At 44.5% G+C, this 15,401-nt stretch carries 15 protein-coding genes; 4 read left to right on the top strand and 11 right to left on the bottom strand.

Annotated features, from left to right (window positions below; genetic code table 11):
- Positions 1-69: 69 nt before the first annotated feature.
- Positions 70-2,652, top strand: a complete 2,583-nt coding sequence (gene plsB, locus GWK51_RS05820; protein WP_161933025.1) for a glycerol-3-phosphate 1-O-acyltransferase PlsB — start codon at positions 70-72, stop codon at positions 2,650-2,652.
- A 103-nt stretch (positions 2,653-2,755) separates the two neighbouring features.
- Here the strand turns inward: plsB and GWK51_RS16515 are convergent, their stop codons facing one another.
- The 3 genes from GWK51_RS16515 to GWK51_RS05805 form a co-directional block, all read right to left on the bottom strand.
- Positions 2,756-3,163 (bottom strand): hypothetical protein, encoded by a 408-nt coding sequence (locus tag GWK51_RS16515; protein WP_216071710.1) that lies wholly within the window; start codon positions 3,161-3,163, stop codon positions 2,756-2,758.
- 10 nt (positions 3,164-3,173) lie between these two features.
- Entirely contained in the window at positions 3,174-3,563 is a 390-nt protein-coding gene (locus GWK51_RS05810; RefSeq protein WP_161933024.1) for a hypothetical protein, read from the bottom strand.
- A 252-nt stretch (positions 3,564-3,815) separates the two neighbouring features.
- On the bottom strand, positions 3,816-4,625 hold the full coding sequence (locus GWK51_RS05805; RefSeq protein ID WP_161933023.1) for an NAD(P)H-binding protein: 810 nt from the start codon (positions 4,623-4,625) through the stop codon (positions 3,816-3,818).
- A gap of 33 nt (positions 4,626-4,658) precedes the next feature.
- Between GWK51_RS05805 and recG the strand changes: the two genes are divergently transcribed.
- Both recG and GWK51_RS05795 read left to right on the top strand, forming a co-directional pair.
- Positions 4,659-6,704: an ATP-dependent DNA helicase RecG gene (gene recG, locus GWK51_RS05800; RefSeq protein ID WP_161933022.1), complete on the top strand. Its 2,046-nt coding sequence runs from the start codon at positions 4,659-4,661 to the stop codon at positions 6,702-6,704.
- Entirely contained in the window at positions 6,691-7,329 is a 639-nt protein-coding gene (locus tag GWK51_RS05795) for a ComF family protein (protein WP_161933021.1), read from the top strand. Before recG ends, GWK51_RS05795 begins: the two co-directional genes overlap by 14 nt.
- 34 nt (positions 7,330-7,363) lie before the next feature.
- Here the strand turns inward: GWK51_RS05795 and GWK51_RS05790 are convergent, their stop codons facing one another.
- Both GWK51_RS05790 and GWK51_RS05785 read right to left on the bottom strand, forming a co-directional pair.
- A complete protein-coding gene (locus GWK51_RS05790; protein WP_161933020.1) occupies positions 7,364-7,765 on the bottom strand; it encodes an NUDIX hydrolase in 402 nt (133 codons plus the stop codon).
- On the bottom strand, positions 7,765-8,364 hold the full coding sequence (locus GWK51_RS05785) for an LOG family protein (protein ID WP_161933019.1): 600 nt from the start codon (positions 8,362-8,364) through the stop codon (positions 7,765-7,767). Before GWK51_RS05785 ends, GWK51_RS05790 begins: the two co-directional genes overlap by 1 nt.
- A 154-nt stretch (positions 8,365-8,518) precedes the next feature.
- Here GWK51_RS05785 and GWK51_RS05780 point away from each other — a divergent pair, with 154 nt between their 5' ends.
- On the top strand, positions 8,519-9,532 hold the full coding sequence (locus tag GWK51_RS05780) for a magnesium and cobalt transport protein CorA (RefSeq protein WP_100241859.1): 1,014 nt from the start codon (positions 8,519-8,521) through the stop codon (positions 9,530-9,532).
- 106 nt (positions 9,533-9,638) lie between these two features.
- Here GWK51_RS05780 and GWK51_RS05775 read toward each other — a convergent pair whose 3' ends face one another.
- From GWK51_RS05775 to GWK51_RS05750, 6 genes are all read right to left on the bottom strand, one after another.
- Positions 9,639-9,926 carry an STAS domain-containing protein gene (locus GWK51_RS05775; protein ID WP_216071709.1) on the bottom strand — a complete coding sequence of 96 codons (288 nt, stop codon included), beginning with the start codon at positions 9,924-9,926 and terminating at the stop codon, positions 9,639-9,641.
- A 9-nt stretch (positions 9,927-9,935) separates the two neighbouring features.
- The gene (locus tag GWK51_RS05770; RefSeq protein WP_100241860.1) at positions 9,936-10,571 is read right to left on the bottom strand and encodes an MlaC/ttg2D family ABC transporter substrate-binding protein; all 636 of its coding nucleotides are present in this window, start codon (positions 10,569-10,571) and stop codon (positions 9,936-9,938) included.
- 18 nt (positions 10,572-10,589) lie between these two features.
- Entirely contained in the window at positions 10,590-11,258 is a 669-nt protein-coding gene (gene mlaD / locus GWK51_RS05765; RefSeq protein WP_142767708.1) for an outer membrane lipid asymmetry maintenance protein MlaD, read from the bottom strand.
- Positions 11,258-12,037, bottom strand: coding sequence for a lipid asymmetry maintenance ABC transporter permease subunit MlaE (gene mlaE / locus GWK51_RS05760; protein WP_100241862.1), 780 nt, complete (start codon positions 12,035-12,037; stop codon positions 11,258-11,260). The genes mlaD and mlaE overlap by 1 nt, the downstream gene beginning before the upstream one ends.
- Positions 12,034-12,852 carry an ABC transporter ATP-binding protein gene (locus GWK51_RS05755; protein ID WP_161933018.1) on the bottom strand — a complete coding sequence of 273 codons (819 nt, stop codon included), beginning with the start codon at positions 12,850-12,852 and terminating at the stop codon, positions 12,034-12,036. Before GWK51_RS05755 ends, mlaE begins: the two co-directional genes overlap by 4 nt.
- 402 nt (positions 12,853-13,254) lie before the next feature.
- Positions 13,255-15,099 (bottom strand): DEAD/DEAH box helicase, encoded by a 1,845-nt coding sequence (locus tag GWK51_RS05750; protein WP_142767705.1) that lies wholly within the window; start codon positions 15,097-15,099, stop codon positions 13,255-13,257.
- Positions 15,100-15,401 lie beyond the last annotated feature (302 nt).

Genomic DNA, 15,401 nt, shown 5'->3' with positions numbered 1-15,401 from the left:
TTTGATTACAATTACGCAGCATCATTTCCCCTGTGCATTTTGGGGCTTCGTACCGTATTAGGAGTGTTTATGTCCAAGCGTGGCTTTGGTCAAATGTATCGCCAGCTTTCCAGCAAGCTGCTTGACCTTGTGGTAACCCCTCATATTTTGGGTGAAGTACCCAGCAACCCGACAGCTCCAAGCGACAGTGCAGCCCCAGATGCAACCCAGACCACCACGCAAAAAGTGGTGTGCTATGTCTTACAAAACTATTCGCGTAGTAATGCCTTGGTGGTCGATGGTGAAACCCGTCGTTTAAAACTGCCTGCGGCATTGGATTCGCTCTTGATTGGTGAGCATAAAGAAAAAGCTTCGATCTTGTTTTTACAACATCATGACGAGCAGAACTTACTTAATCCGCCACCGAATACCTTTCCACCACGTTTGTTGCGCCTCATCGACTTACTGGAAAAACACCCTGAATTAGACATTGAACTGGTGCCTGTCACCGTGCTGTGGGGACGCTCGCCTGACAAGGAAGACTCTTGGTTTAAACTGTTGTTTACCGATACTTGGGCAACCCCTAGCCGCGTTAAGCAGATGGTGAACATTGGCTTGCATGGTCGTGAATCTTATCTAGAATTCCATGAAGCCCAGTCTTTGCGTGACCTGATTCAGTACGCGAAAACCACCCATCCAAATTTATCGCCTGCGACCTATATTATTAGCAGCTTAAATAACTATATGGATGCACAACGTGAAGTGGTACTTGGTCCTGACTTGTCTGACCGTCGTAATGTCGTGCATGGTCTGATTAAGGCCCAAGATGTACAGGATGCGATTCGTCGTGAAAGTATCCGTAGCAAAATCAGCATGCTGGAAGCGGAACGTCGTGCGATTGGTTATTTAAATGAAATCGTATCGGACTATTCTTCCTCTGCGGTACGTTTTGCAGATATGGCACTGACCCGTCTATGGACCCAACTTTATGACGGCGTTGAGGTGCATAACTTTAGCACCGTGCGCGAACTAGCCAAAGAATACGAAATTATTTATACCCCATGTCACCGCAGTCATATCGACTACCTGTTACTGTCTTATGTGATTTATAAACGCGGCTTGATGGTGCCGTACATTGCTGCGGGCGACAATCTGAATATGCCATTTGTCGGTCAGTTGCTGCGTGGTGGCGGTGCGTTCTTTATTCGCCGTACTTTCCGCGGTAATGGCTTATATACCACCGTATTTAAAGAATATTTATTCAGCATTCTGTCGCGCAACACACCGTTGGAATACTTCATTGAAGGTGGCCGCTCACGTACAGGCCGTTTATTACCTGCCAAAACAGGCATGCTTGCCATGACGGTACATGGTCACTTGCGTGGACGTGCCAAGCCTATCGTATTCGTGCCGACCTATATTGGCTATGAACGCCTGATGGAAGGTTCGACCTATGTCGGTGAAATGCAAGGCAAACCGAAAGAAGCAGAATCGGTGCTTGGAATTGTAAAAACCCTGCGCAAGATTGAACGCATCTTCGGTAAAGTGCATGTGAACTTCGGCGAACCTGTGTTCTTGGATGACAAGCTCAAAGCCTTTGGTGCGGATCAGATTCGCATTGAGAAAAATGACGATCCAATTCCAAATGAAGTGTCTGATGCGGTGAACAGTGCAGCACATACCATTTTGGAAAACATCAACCGTGCGGTGGTGATTAACCCTGTATCATTGTTGTCGTTAATTCTATTGGCAACGCCAAAGCATACACTGGATGAAGAGCTGTGCATTAAACAGTTAGATGCTTACCGCAATCTACTGACGGCATTGCCTTATGATGAACGCACCCAAGTGACTCCGCTTTCAGGCAAAGAAATTATTGCCTACGGTTTAAAACTGAAACTAATTAAGCGCGTGAAGCACGTTCTGGGCGACATCATTGCGATTGAAGACAATCAAGCCGTGTTACTCACCTACTTCCGTAACAACATTGTGCATGCTTTTGTCTTACCATCTTTGATTGCGGCTTTGGTTGAACATAACGGCAGCATCAAGCGTCACGATTTATGTAATGTCATTCGTACGCTCTATCCATTCTTGAAAGCTGAGCTGTTCCTGAAATGGGATGATGAAGGCTTAAAAGCGCAAATTGCAGCTTATGCAGATGCTTTAATTAATGCAAAACTCATTACTGAAGATGCGGAAGGACATTTAATTTCCCCTGCACCGAACAGTGAAGAGCATAATCAATTGTTAGTACTTGCAGGTCCTGTAATGCAGAGCCTAGAGCGCTATTACATGACATTGGCACTGATTACCCAGCGTGGTTCTGGCAACATTTCGACGCGTCAAGTGGAAGAGTTGAGCCACTTGGTCGGCCAACGCCTCTCTGTACTGTATGAATTCAATTCGCCAGAGTTCTTTGATAAAGCCCTGTTCCAAGGTTTTATTCGTGTCCTAACGCAGCAAGGCTATATCAGCACCAATGCCGAAGGCTCAATTGTGTTTGACAGCAACTTTAGCAATATTGCTGCCAATGCGAATTTGGTACTGGATGATGTGACTTTGCAAATGTTGCAGCACATTACCACTTTTAGCGATGAAGAGTTGAAACAAGTGTTAGATGCGGTTGCGGCTCAGCAAGCGAAACGTCGTTTGAAGCGTAAGAAGAAGTAATTTTAAAAAAGCATAGGTATCTGCAATTGGTAGATGCCTATGCTTTATGTATAACAATAAAGTTTTGTCGATTTTGAATAATCATCATTATATTAAATAAAGGCTAGATTTCTTTTATATCTTCACAAATTTTATTAGTCTGGTAAAAACCAATACCTAGAAGAAACAACTTAAAAATATATGCACCTATCGTATTTTGATAGTCTAAAGGAACGAATATAAATTTGATAACAAAGCCATAGAAGATAAGAAGAATTCCCCAAACTAATAAACCTTTAGATAATTTTTCTAGGTTTATGATCTGTTTATCAGACGGTTTATTCTTTACATATTTGAACATCATCGCTCCGACAAATAGTCCCCCGAAGATCGAAATTGTAAGGAATAACGGAAATGAGCCGAAGGCCACAGGCTTATCTTGAATGTCTCTGATAAGGCTAACAATCAACGTAAAAGATATACCCCAACCAAGTCCACTATATAAAAAAATCCACTTTAATTTTTCATTCATTTTCATCTTTCTACTTAGTACCAATTTTTTTTCTTCTCATATAAATAAAAACACCAAATTCTAGAAGTATGAAATAAGTTAAATTTCTTAAGATAAGTGTCAAAAAGCTAGATTCACTCCAAATGCTATCTGTTATAAAAAGGCATAATATTAAAAAGATATGTACAAATAACGCTTTTGATTTTTCTTCTTTAGCAGCGCTTAAGGCATTGTAATATCCAATAACTATCAATCCTAATATCCCAATAAAGATAGCTATTCCAAGTGGAATATATTCATGTACATATAAATTCTTATCTAAAATGACATTGAAAATTCCAGACAAAATACAGAGAGCTAGAAATGATAGCAGAGAGTTTTTTATATAGAATTCATGAATATAATATTTTGAAGTTTGCATTTTAAGAGTTGTAATTAAGAATTAATTTCAATTATATCAAATTCCAATTTTTTATAAAATTTAAGATTTCCTAAAATTAACGCAATATACCTTATATAAAACTCCTTCTATTTCCCATATTAATCAAACCCTGATACCAAGCTATTCCTGTATTCAGCATACTAGAATAGCTTTTCCATAATCATTCATATTCCGATGCTACTTCGCAATCTGCATTTCACATCTTTCACTCGACAAAGGACAAAATATTTTTCACTCACTCTTTACCAACAACGCCGAATAATCCTCAAAACAATCTGGATGCTCTAATTCAAAATCCATCTGCTGCATGTTGGAGGCATAAATTTGCTTACCTGATGCGATATCACTTTCCAAAACTAAAGCTGGCAATCCCAACTGCTGCTGAAACCATTGAATAATTTCATGTAAAGAGATGGGCTGATTATTCGTGACAATATAAGAATTTTTAGGATGTTCCACGTGAATCAAATGCGCCAGAAAGCGGGCTAAATCTTCAATATGAATACGATTGCTATAATGGATATTCGGATAGGTTGCGGTCTGCTGTGCCAACTTCACCATCCGTGCCACAGACGTCCCGTAAATACCTGTCGGTCGAATAATAATACTTTGCTCAGGATACGCCGCCTGCCACAACAACTCCATCTGACGCAGCACCTCGCCTTGTGCATCAATCGGCTGAGGTGCAGTCGTATCGTCAATTCGCTCCCCTGCCTGTTCACCATACACCCGCGTTGAAGATACCACGATGACTTTTTTGACAGGGTGCTGTTTTAGTGCTTTCAGCATAGCAGGAATGGCATCCACAAAAGTCGTTTGATAGCCTTCAGCTGTACTCGCTGCGGGCGATAACAATACATAAACCACATCGACAGGAGCAATCTGACTCAAATCCAGCTGATGAATATCTTGAATCAAATGTGTAGCAAAATCCTGCGGTTTGGCAGTACGGCTAATTGTGGTAATTTGGTGGTCTTGCTGAAATAATTGTTTAGCTACCCGTTGAGATGTTTTACCATAACCTATAAATAAAATATGCATTTAGCACCTAATGAGCACTTTAGTTGAGGGGACATGGCCGCAGTCCAGCAATTGCAAGGGGTTGGAAGCGCCTCTGCTGCATTACTTGAAAAACTAAATATTTTCACCACGGATGATTTACTGTTTCATCTCCCGCGGGATTATGAAGATCGTAGCACGATCATCCCCATGAACCAATTAGAGGTTGGACGCAGCTATCTACTTGAGGGTACGGTAAAATCGGTCGACTTTCCCCCTGGAAAGCGCAAATCCATGGCCATTTTACTGGATGATGAACTCGGTAAAGTCACGCTACGCTTTTATCACCTGTATAAAGCCCTGACCGATCGTGGCAAAGTCGGCAATCGTTTACGCGTATTTGGTGAAGTCCGTGTCGGGGCACGTGGCTTGGAAATGTATCATCCTGAAATTCAACTCATTACCGAGCACACGCCACTGCCACAAACCCAGCTCACGGCGATTTATCCTGCTACCGATGGACTGACCCAAACCAAACTGCGTGACTACGTTAAACATGCCTTAAAGCAGCACAGTGATGATCTGCCAGAACTCCTGCCCCAGAAATTCACCAATGGCTACGCCTTAAAGCAAGCGCTGTATTACATTCATGAACCGCCTCTCGATGCCAACATGTTGCAGTTAAGCCAAGGCTCACACCCTGCGCAGCAACGCCTGATTTTTGAGGAATTGGTAGCGCATCAAGTTAGTCTCCTGACGCGCCGTGCCTATATCCAGCAGATTGAAGCGCCTGCCTTTGCCATAAGCAAGACCCTCGCCAAACAACTACTGGCAGGGTTGCCGTTTAAAATGACTGCAGCACAGAAGCGTGTATCCAAAGAAATTTCTAATGATTTAAAACAACATAAGCCAATGCTGCGTTTGGTACAGGGGGATGTTGGTGCAGGCAAAACCCTTGTGGCAGGTGTCGCAGCTTGTCATGCACTTGAAGAAGGTTGGCAAGTTGCCTTAATGGCACCGACTGAAATTTTGGCAGAACAGCATTATCTTAATTTTAAACGCTGGTTTGAACCTTTGGGCTTAACTGTGGCATGGCTCTCAGGCAAGCAAAAAGGTAAAGCACGTGCCTTGGCAGAACAGCAGATTCAACAAGGCTCGGCTCAACTGGTGATTGGGACGCATGCCTTATTCCAAGACAGTGTTGCCTTTCATAAGTTGGGCTTGGTGATTATTGATGAACAGCATCGCTTTGGGGTCGATCAACGCTTGGCGCTCCGCAACAAAGGCGCGCAACAAACCACGCCACATCAATTGGTGATGACGGCCACCCCAATTCCGCGCACCCTTGCCATGTCGGCTTATGGTGACCTGGACACCTCTGTGATTGATGAACTGCCACCTGGTCGAACCCCGATTCAGACCGTGACTATTCCTTTAGACCGACGTGAAGAAGTCCTGCAACGCATTGCCAGCAATTGTGCCGAAGGCAAACAGGCGTATTGGGTTTGTACACTGGTGGAACAGTCGGAAACTTTGGATGCCCAAGCCGCGGAAGCCACCTATGCCGAAATGAAACAACGCTTTCCTGAGCTGAATATCGGGCTGGTACACGGCAAAATGAAAGCGGATGAAAAGCAAGCCGTCATGCAACAGTTTAAGGACAACGAACTACAACTGTTGATTGCCACCACCGTGATTGAAGTCGGAGTGGATGTACCGAATGCCTCCATCATGGTGATTGAAAATGCTGAACGTTTGGGGCTATCGCAATTGCATCAGTTACGTGGACGGGTCGGACGGGGTGCCAAAGCCAGTTTCTGTGCCCTGCTATATAAAAATCCACTGTCGCAAAATGGACAAGAACGGCTACGCATCATGCGTGAAACCAATGATGGCTTTATTATTGCGGAAAAGGATTTGGAAATTCGCGGACCGGGTGAGTTACTTGGTACCAAACAAACCGGAGATATGGGTTTTCGTGTCGCCAAACTGGAACGGGATGATCATTTGCTTAATCAGGCACATTATGTCGCCCAGCAAATCTTAAAAGACTATCCAGCACAGGCCGATGCCTTGCTGAAACGCTGGCTGCCTGAAGCCCCTCGTTATGCCTATGTTTAAACCCTTGTTGTCTAGTACCCAAAACTGGCTGCATACGCAACTGCCCTGTCAGTTTTGCGGGCTGGAACGTGGGCGTCACGCCAGCTTGTGTCAGGATTGCTGGAATCAATTGCCGTGGTTAAAGCACAGCGTGCAGCGACAAGAAATCGAAATTCAAGTTGCCTGCCACTATGCCTACCCGATTGATCGAGTGATTCAGCAATTTAAATATGAGCAACAATTACATTTTCAAATCTTGCTGACTGGACTGCTCAAGCAACTGGACTATCGACAGATTCAAGCCATTGTCCCGATGCCGATTTCCACCCAACGTTTAGCCGAACGCGGCTATAACCAAAGCGTGGTGCTGGCACAGCGTTTAGGACAGCATCTCAAGATTCCCGTCTGGCAACCGATTCAACGGCAACATCAACATTCGCAAAAAGGCTTAAGCCGTTTAGAACGACTGGATCACATTGAGCAGCAATTTAAAATCGCACCGAGAAATGCCTTGCGTTATCGTCGCGTGTTGATGCTGGATGATGTGGTGACGACAGGCAGCTCACTTAAAGCCTTAGAGCAGACACTCACTGAATTGGGCTGCCGAAAAATTGCAGCCGCCTGTATTGCAGCGGCTCAATCTTAATCATGGCGCTAGTGTTCAAACTCATTTAAACAGACTAGGCCTGCGTTTTTAAATACCGATGCACCCATGGCAACACAATTTCACGGGTTAACGGGGCTAAAGGTGTGGTCTGGTCATCCAGATCAATCCATTTCAGCTCCGCAATTTCAGCCGCAATTTGCGGTGCACTGTCCAGCTCGACTTGGAAGACATGACTCACCAACAAGTGATCAGGCTCATTGGCCGCCGCGGTTTCGAAACGCCCAATAGCCTGCACAATTTTCGCCTGACAACCAATTTCTTCTGCAATTTCACGCAAGATACACTGCTCAGGTGCTTCATCAGGCTCCAACTTGCCACCCACCTGCATAAAAAAGCGGGTATTGTGCTTACGCACCAACAACAACTGCTGCTTCGCATTTAATATAATGCCTGCAGCGACGGTAATTTGTTTCATTAGCCGTGTTTCACCAAATCGTGCTGCTCACTCATACCCCATTTCGGTGTTGGTGCAGTAAACAGTTCAAACTGTTGCAAAATCTCTTCGACAGTAGCCTCTGCAATCAGAGTTTCCGTAAAGCGTGCATGAGTAAAACCCTTCTGCGTGGTCAACTGAATAAATTTCAGAAGTTCATCATAAAAGCCTTCAACATTTAAAAATGCACAAGGTTTAAGATGAATGCCCAATTGCGCCCACGTCCACTGCTCAAAAATTTCTTCTAAAGTGCCTGCGCCACCGGGTAAGGCAATAAATGCATCAGACAATTCCGACATTTTGGTTTTACGTTCATGCATGTTTTTCACCACATGCAATTCAGTCAAGTGTGGATGTGCCAATTCACGATCCACCAAGGCATGTGGAATCACCCCAATCACACGACCACCCGCCTGTAAGGCGCTGTCTGCAATCACCCCCATTAAGCCAGAACGACCGCCGCCATAAACCAAGGTTTTACCTTGCTGTGCCAGTGTTTTTCCAACGTAACGGGCGGTATCTAAAAAAATTGTATCTGTACCAACTGCTGAACCACAAAAAACTGCAATAGAATGTGTCATTGTTTCACCGTGTTATGATCTTGTCATGCCGCGAAAGTAAACTAGAAGGAGATTTTTTCATAAATTAGCAATCCGATCAGTGTTTTTCATGAAATCCTTGTCTAAAATACACCCATCGATTTAACCCATACTGCGCAAGGGAGAAAAGACATCCATGCTTGAAGCCTTTTACGCCACAGAGCGCGGTAGTTTAGAAGACGCCACCATTAATGGCGGTTTTGATTTACACCCAGAACTGGTCTGGGTTGACCTAATTGCCCCTTCACAAGAAGAACAGCAATGGGTACTGGATGCCTATGATCAAAACCTGCCGACCTTAAAGTCTTTGGAAGACATTTCCTCATCTGCCCGATTCTACCGTGATGATGATGGCATTTTGCATATCAGTACGTATTTTTTAACGAAAAATAAAAATTATCAGGTCGATGGTGAAGCGGATGACAATTCCAGCATTCTCGCCACGGTACAAACGGTTGCCTTTATTTTACATAAAGAACGCTTGTTTACTTTACGTGGCGAAAAGCTGGTGGCTTTCCGTGCCTTCCGTGCACGTGCGCGTCGTAATGACTATGAAATTGACTATAAAGACCCGACTTGGGTGCTGCTAGGCTTGCTCGAAGCCAAACTAGATGAGCTTGCGGATATCTTGGAAGATATCCACAAGGACTTGGAAAAGTATTCCACAGAAGTGCTGAATAACCGTCATCGTGAACAGATTCTGGATCTGGACGACATGATTACCCGACTGGCACAGCTCGAAGATATGTTGGGTAAAGCCCAACTGTGTTTAATTGACTTACGTCGCGTGCTGACCTTTTTAGCGCGTCCGCGTGCCTTAGGCAGTCATATTTATGATGCAGATATTCGAGAGTTAAGTGAAGATGTACGCTCACTGGTCGAACATGATGCCTTCTTGTTCCAGAAAGTGCGCTTCTTACTGGATACCACGTCAGGATTCATTAACACCGAGCAAAATGACACGATTCGTCGATTCTCGATTTTACCCAGTATGCTTGCGCCACCCATGCTGGTTGCCAGTATCTACGGCATGAATACCGACGTTTTACCCTTTGCCCACGGCACCACCAGTTTCGTTGCGGTGAGTTTGATTATTGTCGGCTTCTTTATTGGTCCACTGATTTACTTCCGCTGGAAAAAATGGATTTAAGCATGCATTGTTGTACAACTCTTACTGCGAAATACAGCAAGGTGTCTGCTTGAATGAATCACGACTCCCCATAAAAAAAGCACCGCAATTGCGGTGCTTTTTTGATTTAGATGATCTGTAAATCATCTTGCAAGTGGCAGGCTTGAATAATCTTCATCATTTTTTCAGGCACTGCTTTAAATTGTAAACCTTGCGCCTGCGGGGTTTGTCTTAACCAACGTACCAACACCGCCAAAGCCAAAGTACTACCATGCTCTAACTGCGCCAGATTTACCACCATAGGCAAGGACTGTTGCTGAATCACAGCCAAACCCTGCTGGTAATATTGTTCTGCATTGGCATAATCAATTTTACCAGCAACCTGCATTTCCTGATTGACGAGACTAATCACCATTCACCTGTCTTATTTTTTCTTGTTAACCGCTGCATCAGCATCTGGTTCAAAATTCGCAATCGCTTTATCCAGATCACCACCATTACGTTTTACCGTTGCTGCAAACTGGTTACGGAACTGAAGACCCAAGTCGATACCTGAAACATTGATGTTACGGATTTTCCACTGGCTGCCTTTATCCGTCAACTGGAATGATACTGGAATCTTCTCGCCATTGTTTAAGAAATCAATGGTCACCACAGGATTGGCACTGCCCGTCGCTTTGTAAGGACGCATGCTATAGGTCTGGTTACTGAACTTCGCAAAAGCAGTACCGTAGTTTTCAATTAGGGTTTCACGGAAGTTTTTTTCAAACTGCGCACGTTGTGCTGCGGTGCTGTACTGGTTAGTCGCATAAGTCCCCATCACAATACGCGTAAAGGCTTGTGAATCTACATACGGATCTAAGTTCTGACGTACAATCGCTTTTACTGCCGCTGGGTTGTTTTGCAATTTCGCATGGTCTGCTTTTAAGCGACCAATTAAACCATCAGCCACACGCTTAATAAATGCTGGAGGAGCTTCAGCTGGCGCAGCGAATGCAGTTCCTGCAATCATGGTGGATAAAATGCTAGCCGTTAGTGTTTGTTTGAACAACATATTCACTCTAAATTCCTCTCTCAATTACTGAACAAATGCGGGTTCAGCATCTGTTGTTTCAGTTGGTGCTTCAGCTTCTGCCGATGGCGTCGATGACTTACTCGCACCTGCTGTAATAAATTTACTAATTAAATCTTCAAGATCCATCGTGCCTTGGGTATTGGCAATCGCTGCACCGCGTTTGACGTAATTTAAACCGCCACCTGGAACCACTTTTAGATACTTCTCACCCAACAGACCATTGGTTGCTACCATTATGTAAGCATCCTCATCAATGCTGGTGATGGATTTCATGTTCGCAATAAGTTGCTGTTCCATTTCTTTTTGTTGCGCTGGCGTTGCTTCAGTATATTCTGTGCTATAACGCAACTCTTCCAAGGCATTGCTTTCTACAGTCTTTAACTGTTCTGCATTAAATGAAGTCAATTTGCCATCTAACTCAAATTTTACTGTGGCCAAACGAGTCACTGGATCTAAGGTAATATCCGTCACGCGACCAATGGTGACACCACTCATGGTCACTTTGGCACGCGGTTTTAAACCATTTACATTGTCAAACTGAGCCGTCATGTTATAAGCATCACGTAAATTGGTGCCTACTAGACCACTCACTTTCATTGCCAAGAAAAACAATGCAACACCGAAGACAATGACAAAAAATCCTACGGCCAGCTCACTTGCACGTGATTTCATTAAACCCCTCCGAACATGACCGCAGTCAACACAAAATCAAAACCTAATACACAAAGCGATGAGTACACCACGGTACGCGTGGTTGATGTCGCAATACCTTCCGAGGTCGGCACACAGGCATAACCTTGATATACCGCAATCCACGTACAAATGATGGCGAAGACAATACTCTTAATAATCGTGCCATTAAAGATATCTTTATAGAATTGCACGTTACTTTGCATGCCACTCCAGAACGAACCTTCATCTACACCCAAGAAATCGACACCAACCAATTTCCCGCCAATGATACCAATGGCTGCAAAAATCACGCTGAGCATTGGCAAACTGAAAATGCCGGCCCATAAACGTGGCGATACAATTCGTTTTAATGGATCAACCCCGATCATTTCCATACTGGACAATTGTTCGGTGGCTTTCATTAAACCAATTTCCGCGGTCAAGGCAGAACCTGCACGTCCAGCAAATAATAATGCCGCCACCACGGGTGCCAATTCACGCAACAAGGTCAGCGACACCATGGTGCCCAACATGGCTTCTGAACCAATGTTGACCAAAATGGAATAGCCTTGTAAGCCCAACACCAAGCCAATGAACAATCCCGACACCGAAATAATCAGCAAGGACATCACCCCAACACGGTACATTTGGTAAACAAACAGTTTAACCCCTAACCATGTTGGCATAGAGAATAGGATTTGCAGCAACATGATGGTTGCAACACCTACCCCCTGAACACTTTGAATAACGCGTCTACCTAATGAGGCAATAGCATTCATGCACGAACCTCGTCTACCAAATATGCTTGATGACTAAACTGATATTCTACAGGTCCTTCAGCCGCACCCGTCAGGAACTGATGCACAAATGGCGATGCATTAGCCTGTAATTGCTCAGGTGTGCCTTCTCCTTGCACCTTACCTTCTGCAACCACATAGATATAGTCAGCAATGGATAATGTTTCTGCCACATCATGCGACACAATAATGGTGGTCAGTTCTAAAGCTTCACGCAAAGAGCGAATTAAACGGGTCAGCACCCCTTTTACAATCGGGTCCTGTCCAGCAAAAGGCTCATCATACATAATCAATTCAGGGTCTAAGGCAATGGCACGTGCCAACGCCACACGACGGTTCATCCCGCCTGAAAGCTCCGATGGCATTAATTTTTCTGTGCCGCGCAGTCCGACCGATTCCAGCTTAAGCGCCACCAGTTCTGCAATTAAATGCTCTGGTAACTGAGTATGTGCGCGCAACGGGAATGCCACGTTTTCATAGACACTCATATCGGTAAATAAGGCACCGCTTTGAAACAGCATGCCCATACGTGCGCGAGCCGCAAACAATTCATGTCGCGACATATGCCCGATATCCTTACCATCCAGCAACACTTGTCCGTGATCAGGTGTCAATTGCCCCCCAATCAAGCGTAACAGTGTGGTTTTACCTGTTCCCGATGGCCCCATAATGGCAGTAATCTGCCCTCGTCGAATCTTTAAACTGACTTGATCATAAATGATTCGTTCCCCTCGCTTAAAACTCAGCTCTTTGACTTCGACCAAAGAGGACGTTTCGAGGGGTGCTTGATTATTCATAGCGGAGAAAGTTCCTGCATTTTTTCAGCACGCATACTATAAAGGATTGAACTATAAAATGTTACCTAGTTAGGTCGGATAAACTGTGTGCAATTTGTGTTTTGAATCGATCATTATAATTATTAGAGCAGGTGCGCACAGTCTGAAATTTAGAACGCTGTGTTATATGAATTGAGCATAGAAGAAGTAAATGAGATTACTCATCAAAAGAATAAAACCAAGATAAGGCATAATGACCTCTTTTAACGTATACGCTAACACAGGCTGTTGTTCTATATTGTTGTTCATATTTGTCAGATTTCAACAGAAATTTGACATAGTATACATTTTTTAAACTACAAACAGAATCACTAAACATAAAAAAACCAGCGCAATGCGCTGGTTTTTTTATGAACGTAAGACTTAGTCGTTGAATTTACGACGTGGACGATCAAAACCACCTTCGCGACGTGGACGATCTTCACCACCGAATGAACGCTCACGACGTGGACGATCTTCGCCACCAAATGAACGTTGTGGACGATCACCAAAATCACGCTTAGGACGGTCACCAAAACCACCTTCACGACGTTGTGGACGATCACCAAAATCACGCTTAGGACGGTCACCGAAAGAACCTTCGCTACGTGGTTTGTAATCTACACGGTTACCACGATTGTCATCATTCGAGTTAAAACGCGGCTTATCATTGAAACCACCTTCACGGCGCGGACGATCATTGTTGAACTCGCGACGTGGACGGTCTTCGAAACCACCTTCACGACGTGGACGATCATTGTTGAACTCGCGACGTGGACGGTCTTCGAAACCACCTTCACGGCGTGGACGATCATTGTTGAATTCGCGACGTGGACGGTCTTCGAAACCACCTTCACGACGTGGACGATCATTGTTGAACTCGCGACGTGGACGATCTTCACCACCGAATGAACGGCGTTCGCCATCACGGCCACCTTCACGACGTTTGAAGTTTGATTCGCCTTCAAAACGACGACCGCCACCGAAACCACCGCGACCGCCTTCACGACGACCACCGCCATTGCGACCACGACCACCGTCACGACCAGAGCGTGCTGGAGGTGGAGATGGCTCAAGACCTTCAATTTCAGATACTTCTAAACGTGCATCTAAGTAATCTTCTAAAGCACGGATTTTGCCACGCTCACGGTAAGTCGCCAAAGTAATTGCTTTACCTGTACGACCCGCACGACCTGTACGACCGATACGGTGTACATAGTCTTCGTTCTTCATTGGAAGACCAAAGTTAATTACGTGAGAGATGGTTGGTACGTCAAGACCACGTGCTGCAACGTCAGTTGCAACCAAGATCTTCGCACGACCTTCACGAATGCTACGTAAACGGCGGTTACGAACGGTTTGTGGCATTGCACCGTGAAGTGCAACAACTGAGTGACCTGCTTCAGCAAGTTCTTCAGCCAACATATCTGTGTCTTCTTGTGTAGAAGCAAATACAACTGCTTGATCAAGATCTTCTTCGCTCAACCAGTGAGTTAAAAGTTTTTTCTTGTGCTCAAAGCCATCAGTCCAGTGTAAAGTCTGAGTGATGTCTGTATTGGTAGAATGACCTGTTTCAATTGCAATACGCTCAGGATCATTCATCATGCGTTCAGCAAGGGTAATGATACGTGGTGCAAAAGTTGCAGAGAACATTAACGTTTGTTTACGGTTTGCCGCAAGATCGCTAATTGCTTCTAGGTCTTCAGAGAAACCTAAGTCAAGCATACGGTCGGCTTCATCAACAATTAACGCGTCAACTTTGTCGAGTTTGATTTGGCGACGGTTCACAAGGTCAAGTAAACGACCAGGCGTTGCAACAACAACTTGTGCACCTTTCAACTGTTGGATCTGCTTACCAAATGGCATACCGCCCATGATCGCAGCAATACGTGCACCTTTCATATGACGTACAAATGCAATCGCATCTTGGCTTACTTGTTGCGCCAACTCACGTGTTGGGCAAAGTACTAAAATATTCGGTTGAGTAATGGCTTTCATGCGTTCTTTGAACGGAACGAAAGTTTCTTGACCTGCAAGCGCATTTAACGTTGGAAGTAAGAACGCCGCAGTTTTACCAGAACCTGTTTGGCTTGATACAAGAAGGTCTTTACCTTCTAATGCCGCAGGAATCGATTGTTCCTGTACAGGCGTAGGAGAAGTAAAACCTAGGCTTTGTAAAGCTTGTTGTAACGATTCATGTAAAGGAAATTCAGCAAAAGTTTTGCTCATAGAGTTTTTCACCCGAAAAATGGGTGCTCCATTAAAATAAAGTCAGATGGACATCGGCAAAAAGCGGCACAGCAATAATCGCTGAAAATATAGAATCAGCGGCGATCCGAGAACGACGATGCGTATAACGCACATTTGATTACAGCCGCAACCTGAAGGAATCGCTTAAGCGATTGGGTGGGGCGCGAAATAATGTCCTCTCTTTGGACCGGACGCGCATACACAATGATAGAAGAGAATGTTCAGGTAATGAACGAAATTTAGTGCGTGGCAAGATTATAACAGCATTTTTTAAAAAGTCA

This window comes from Acinetobacter kanungonis (genome assembly GCF_009939195.1).
GTDB lineage: Bacteria > Pseudomonadota > Gammaproteobacteria > Pseudomonadales > Moraxellaceae > Acinetobacter > Acinetobacter kanungonis.
Note: the sequence above shows the minus strand (reverse complement) of the source record. Positions and strands in the feature narration are given on the sequence as shown.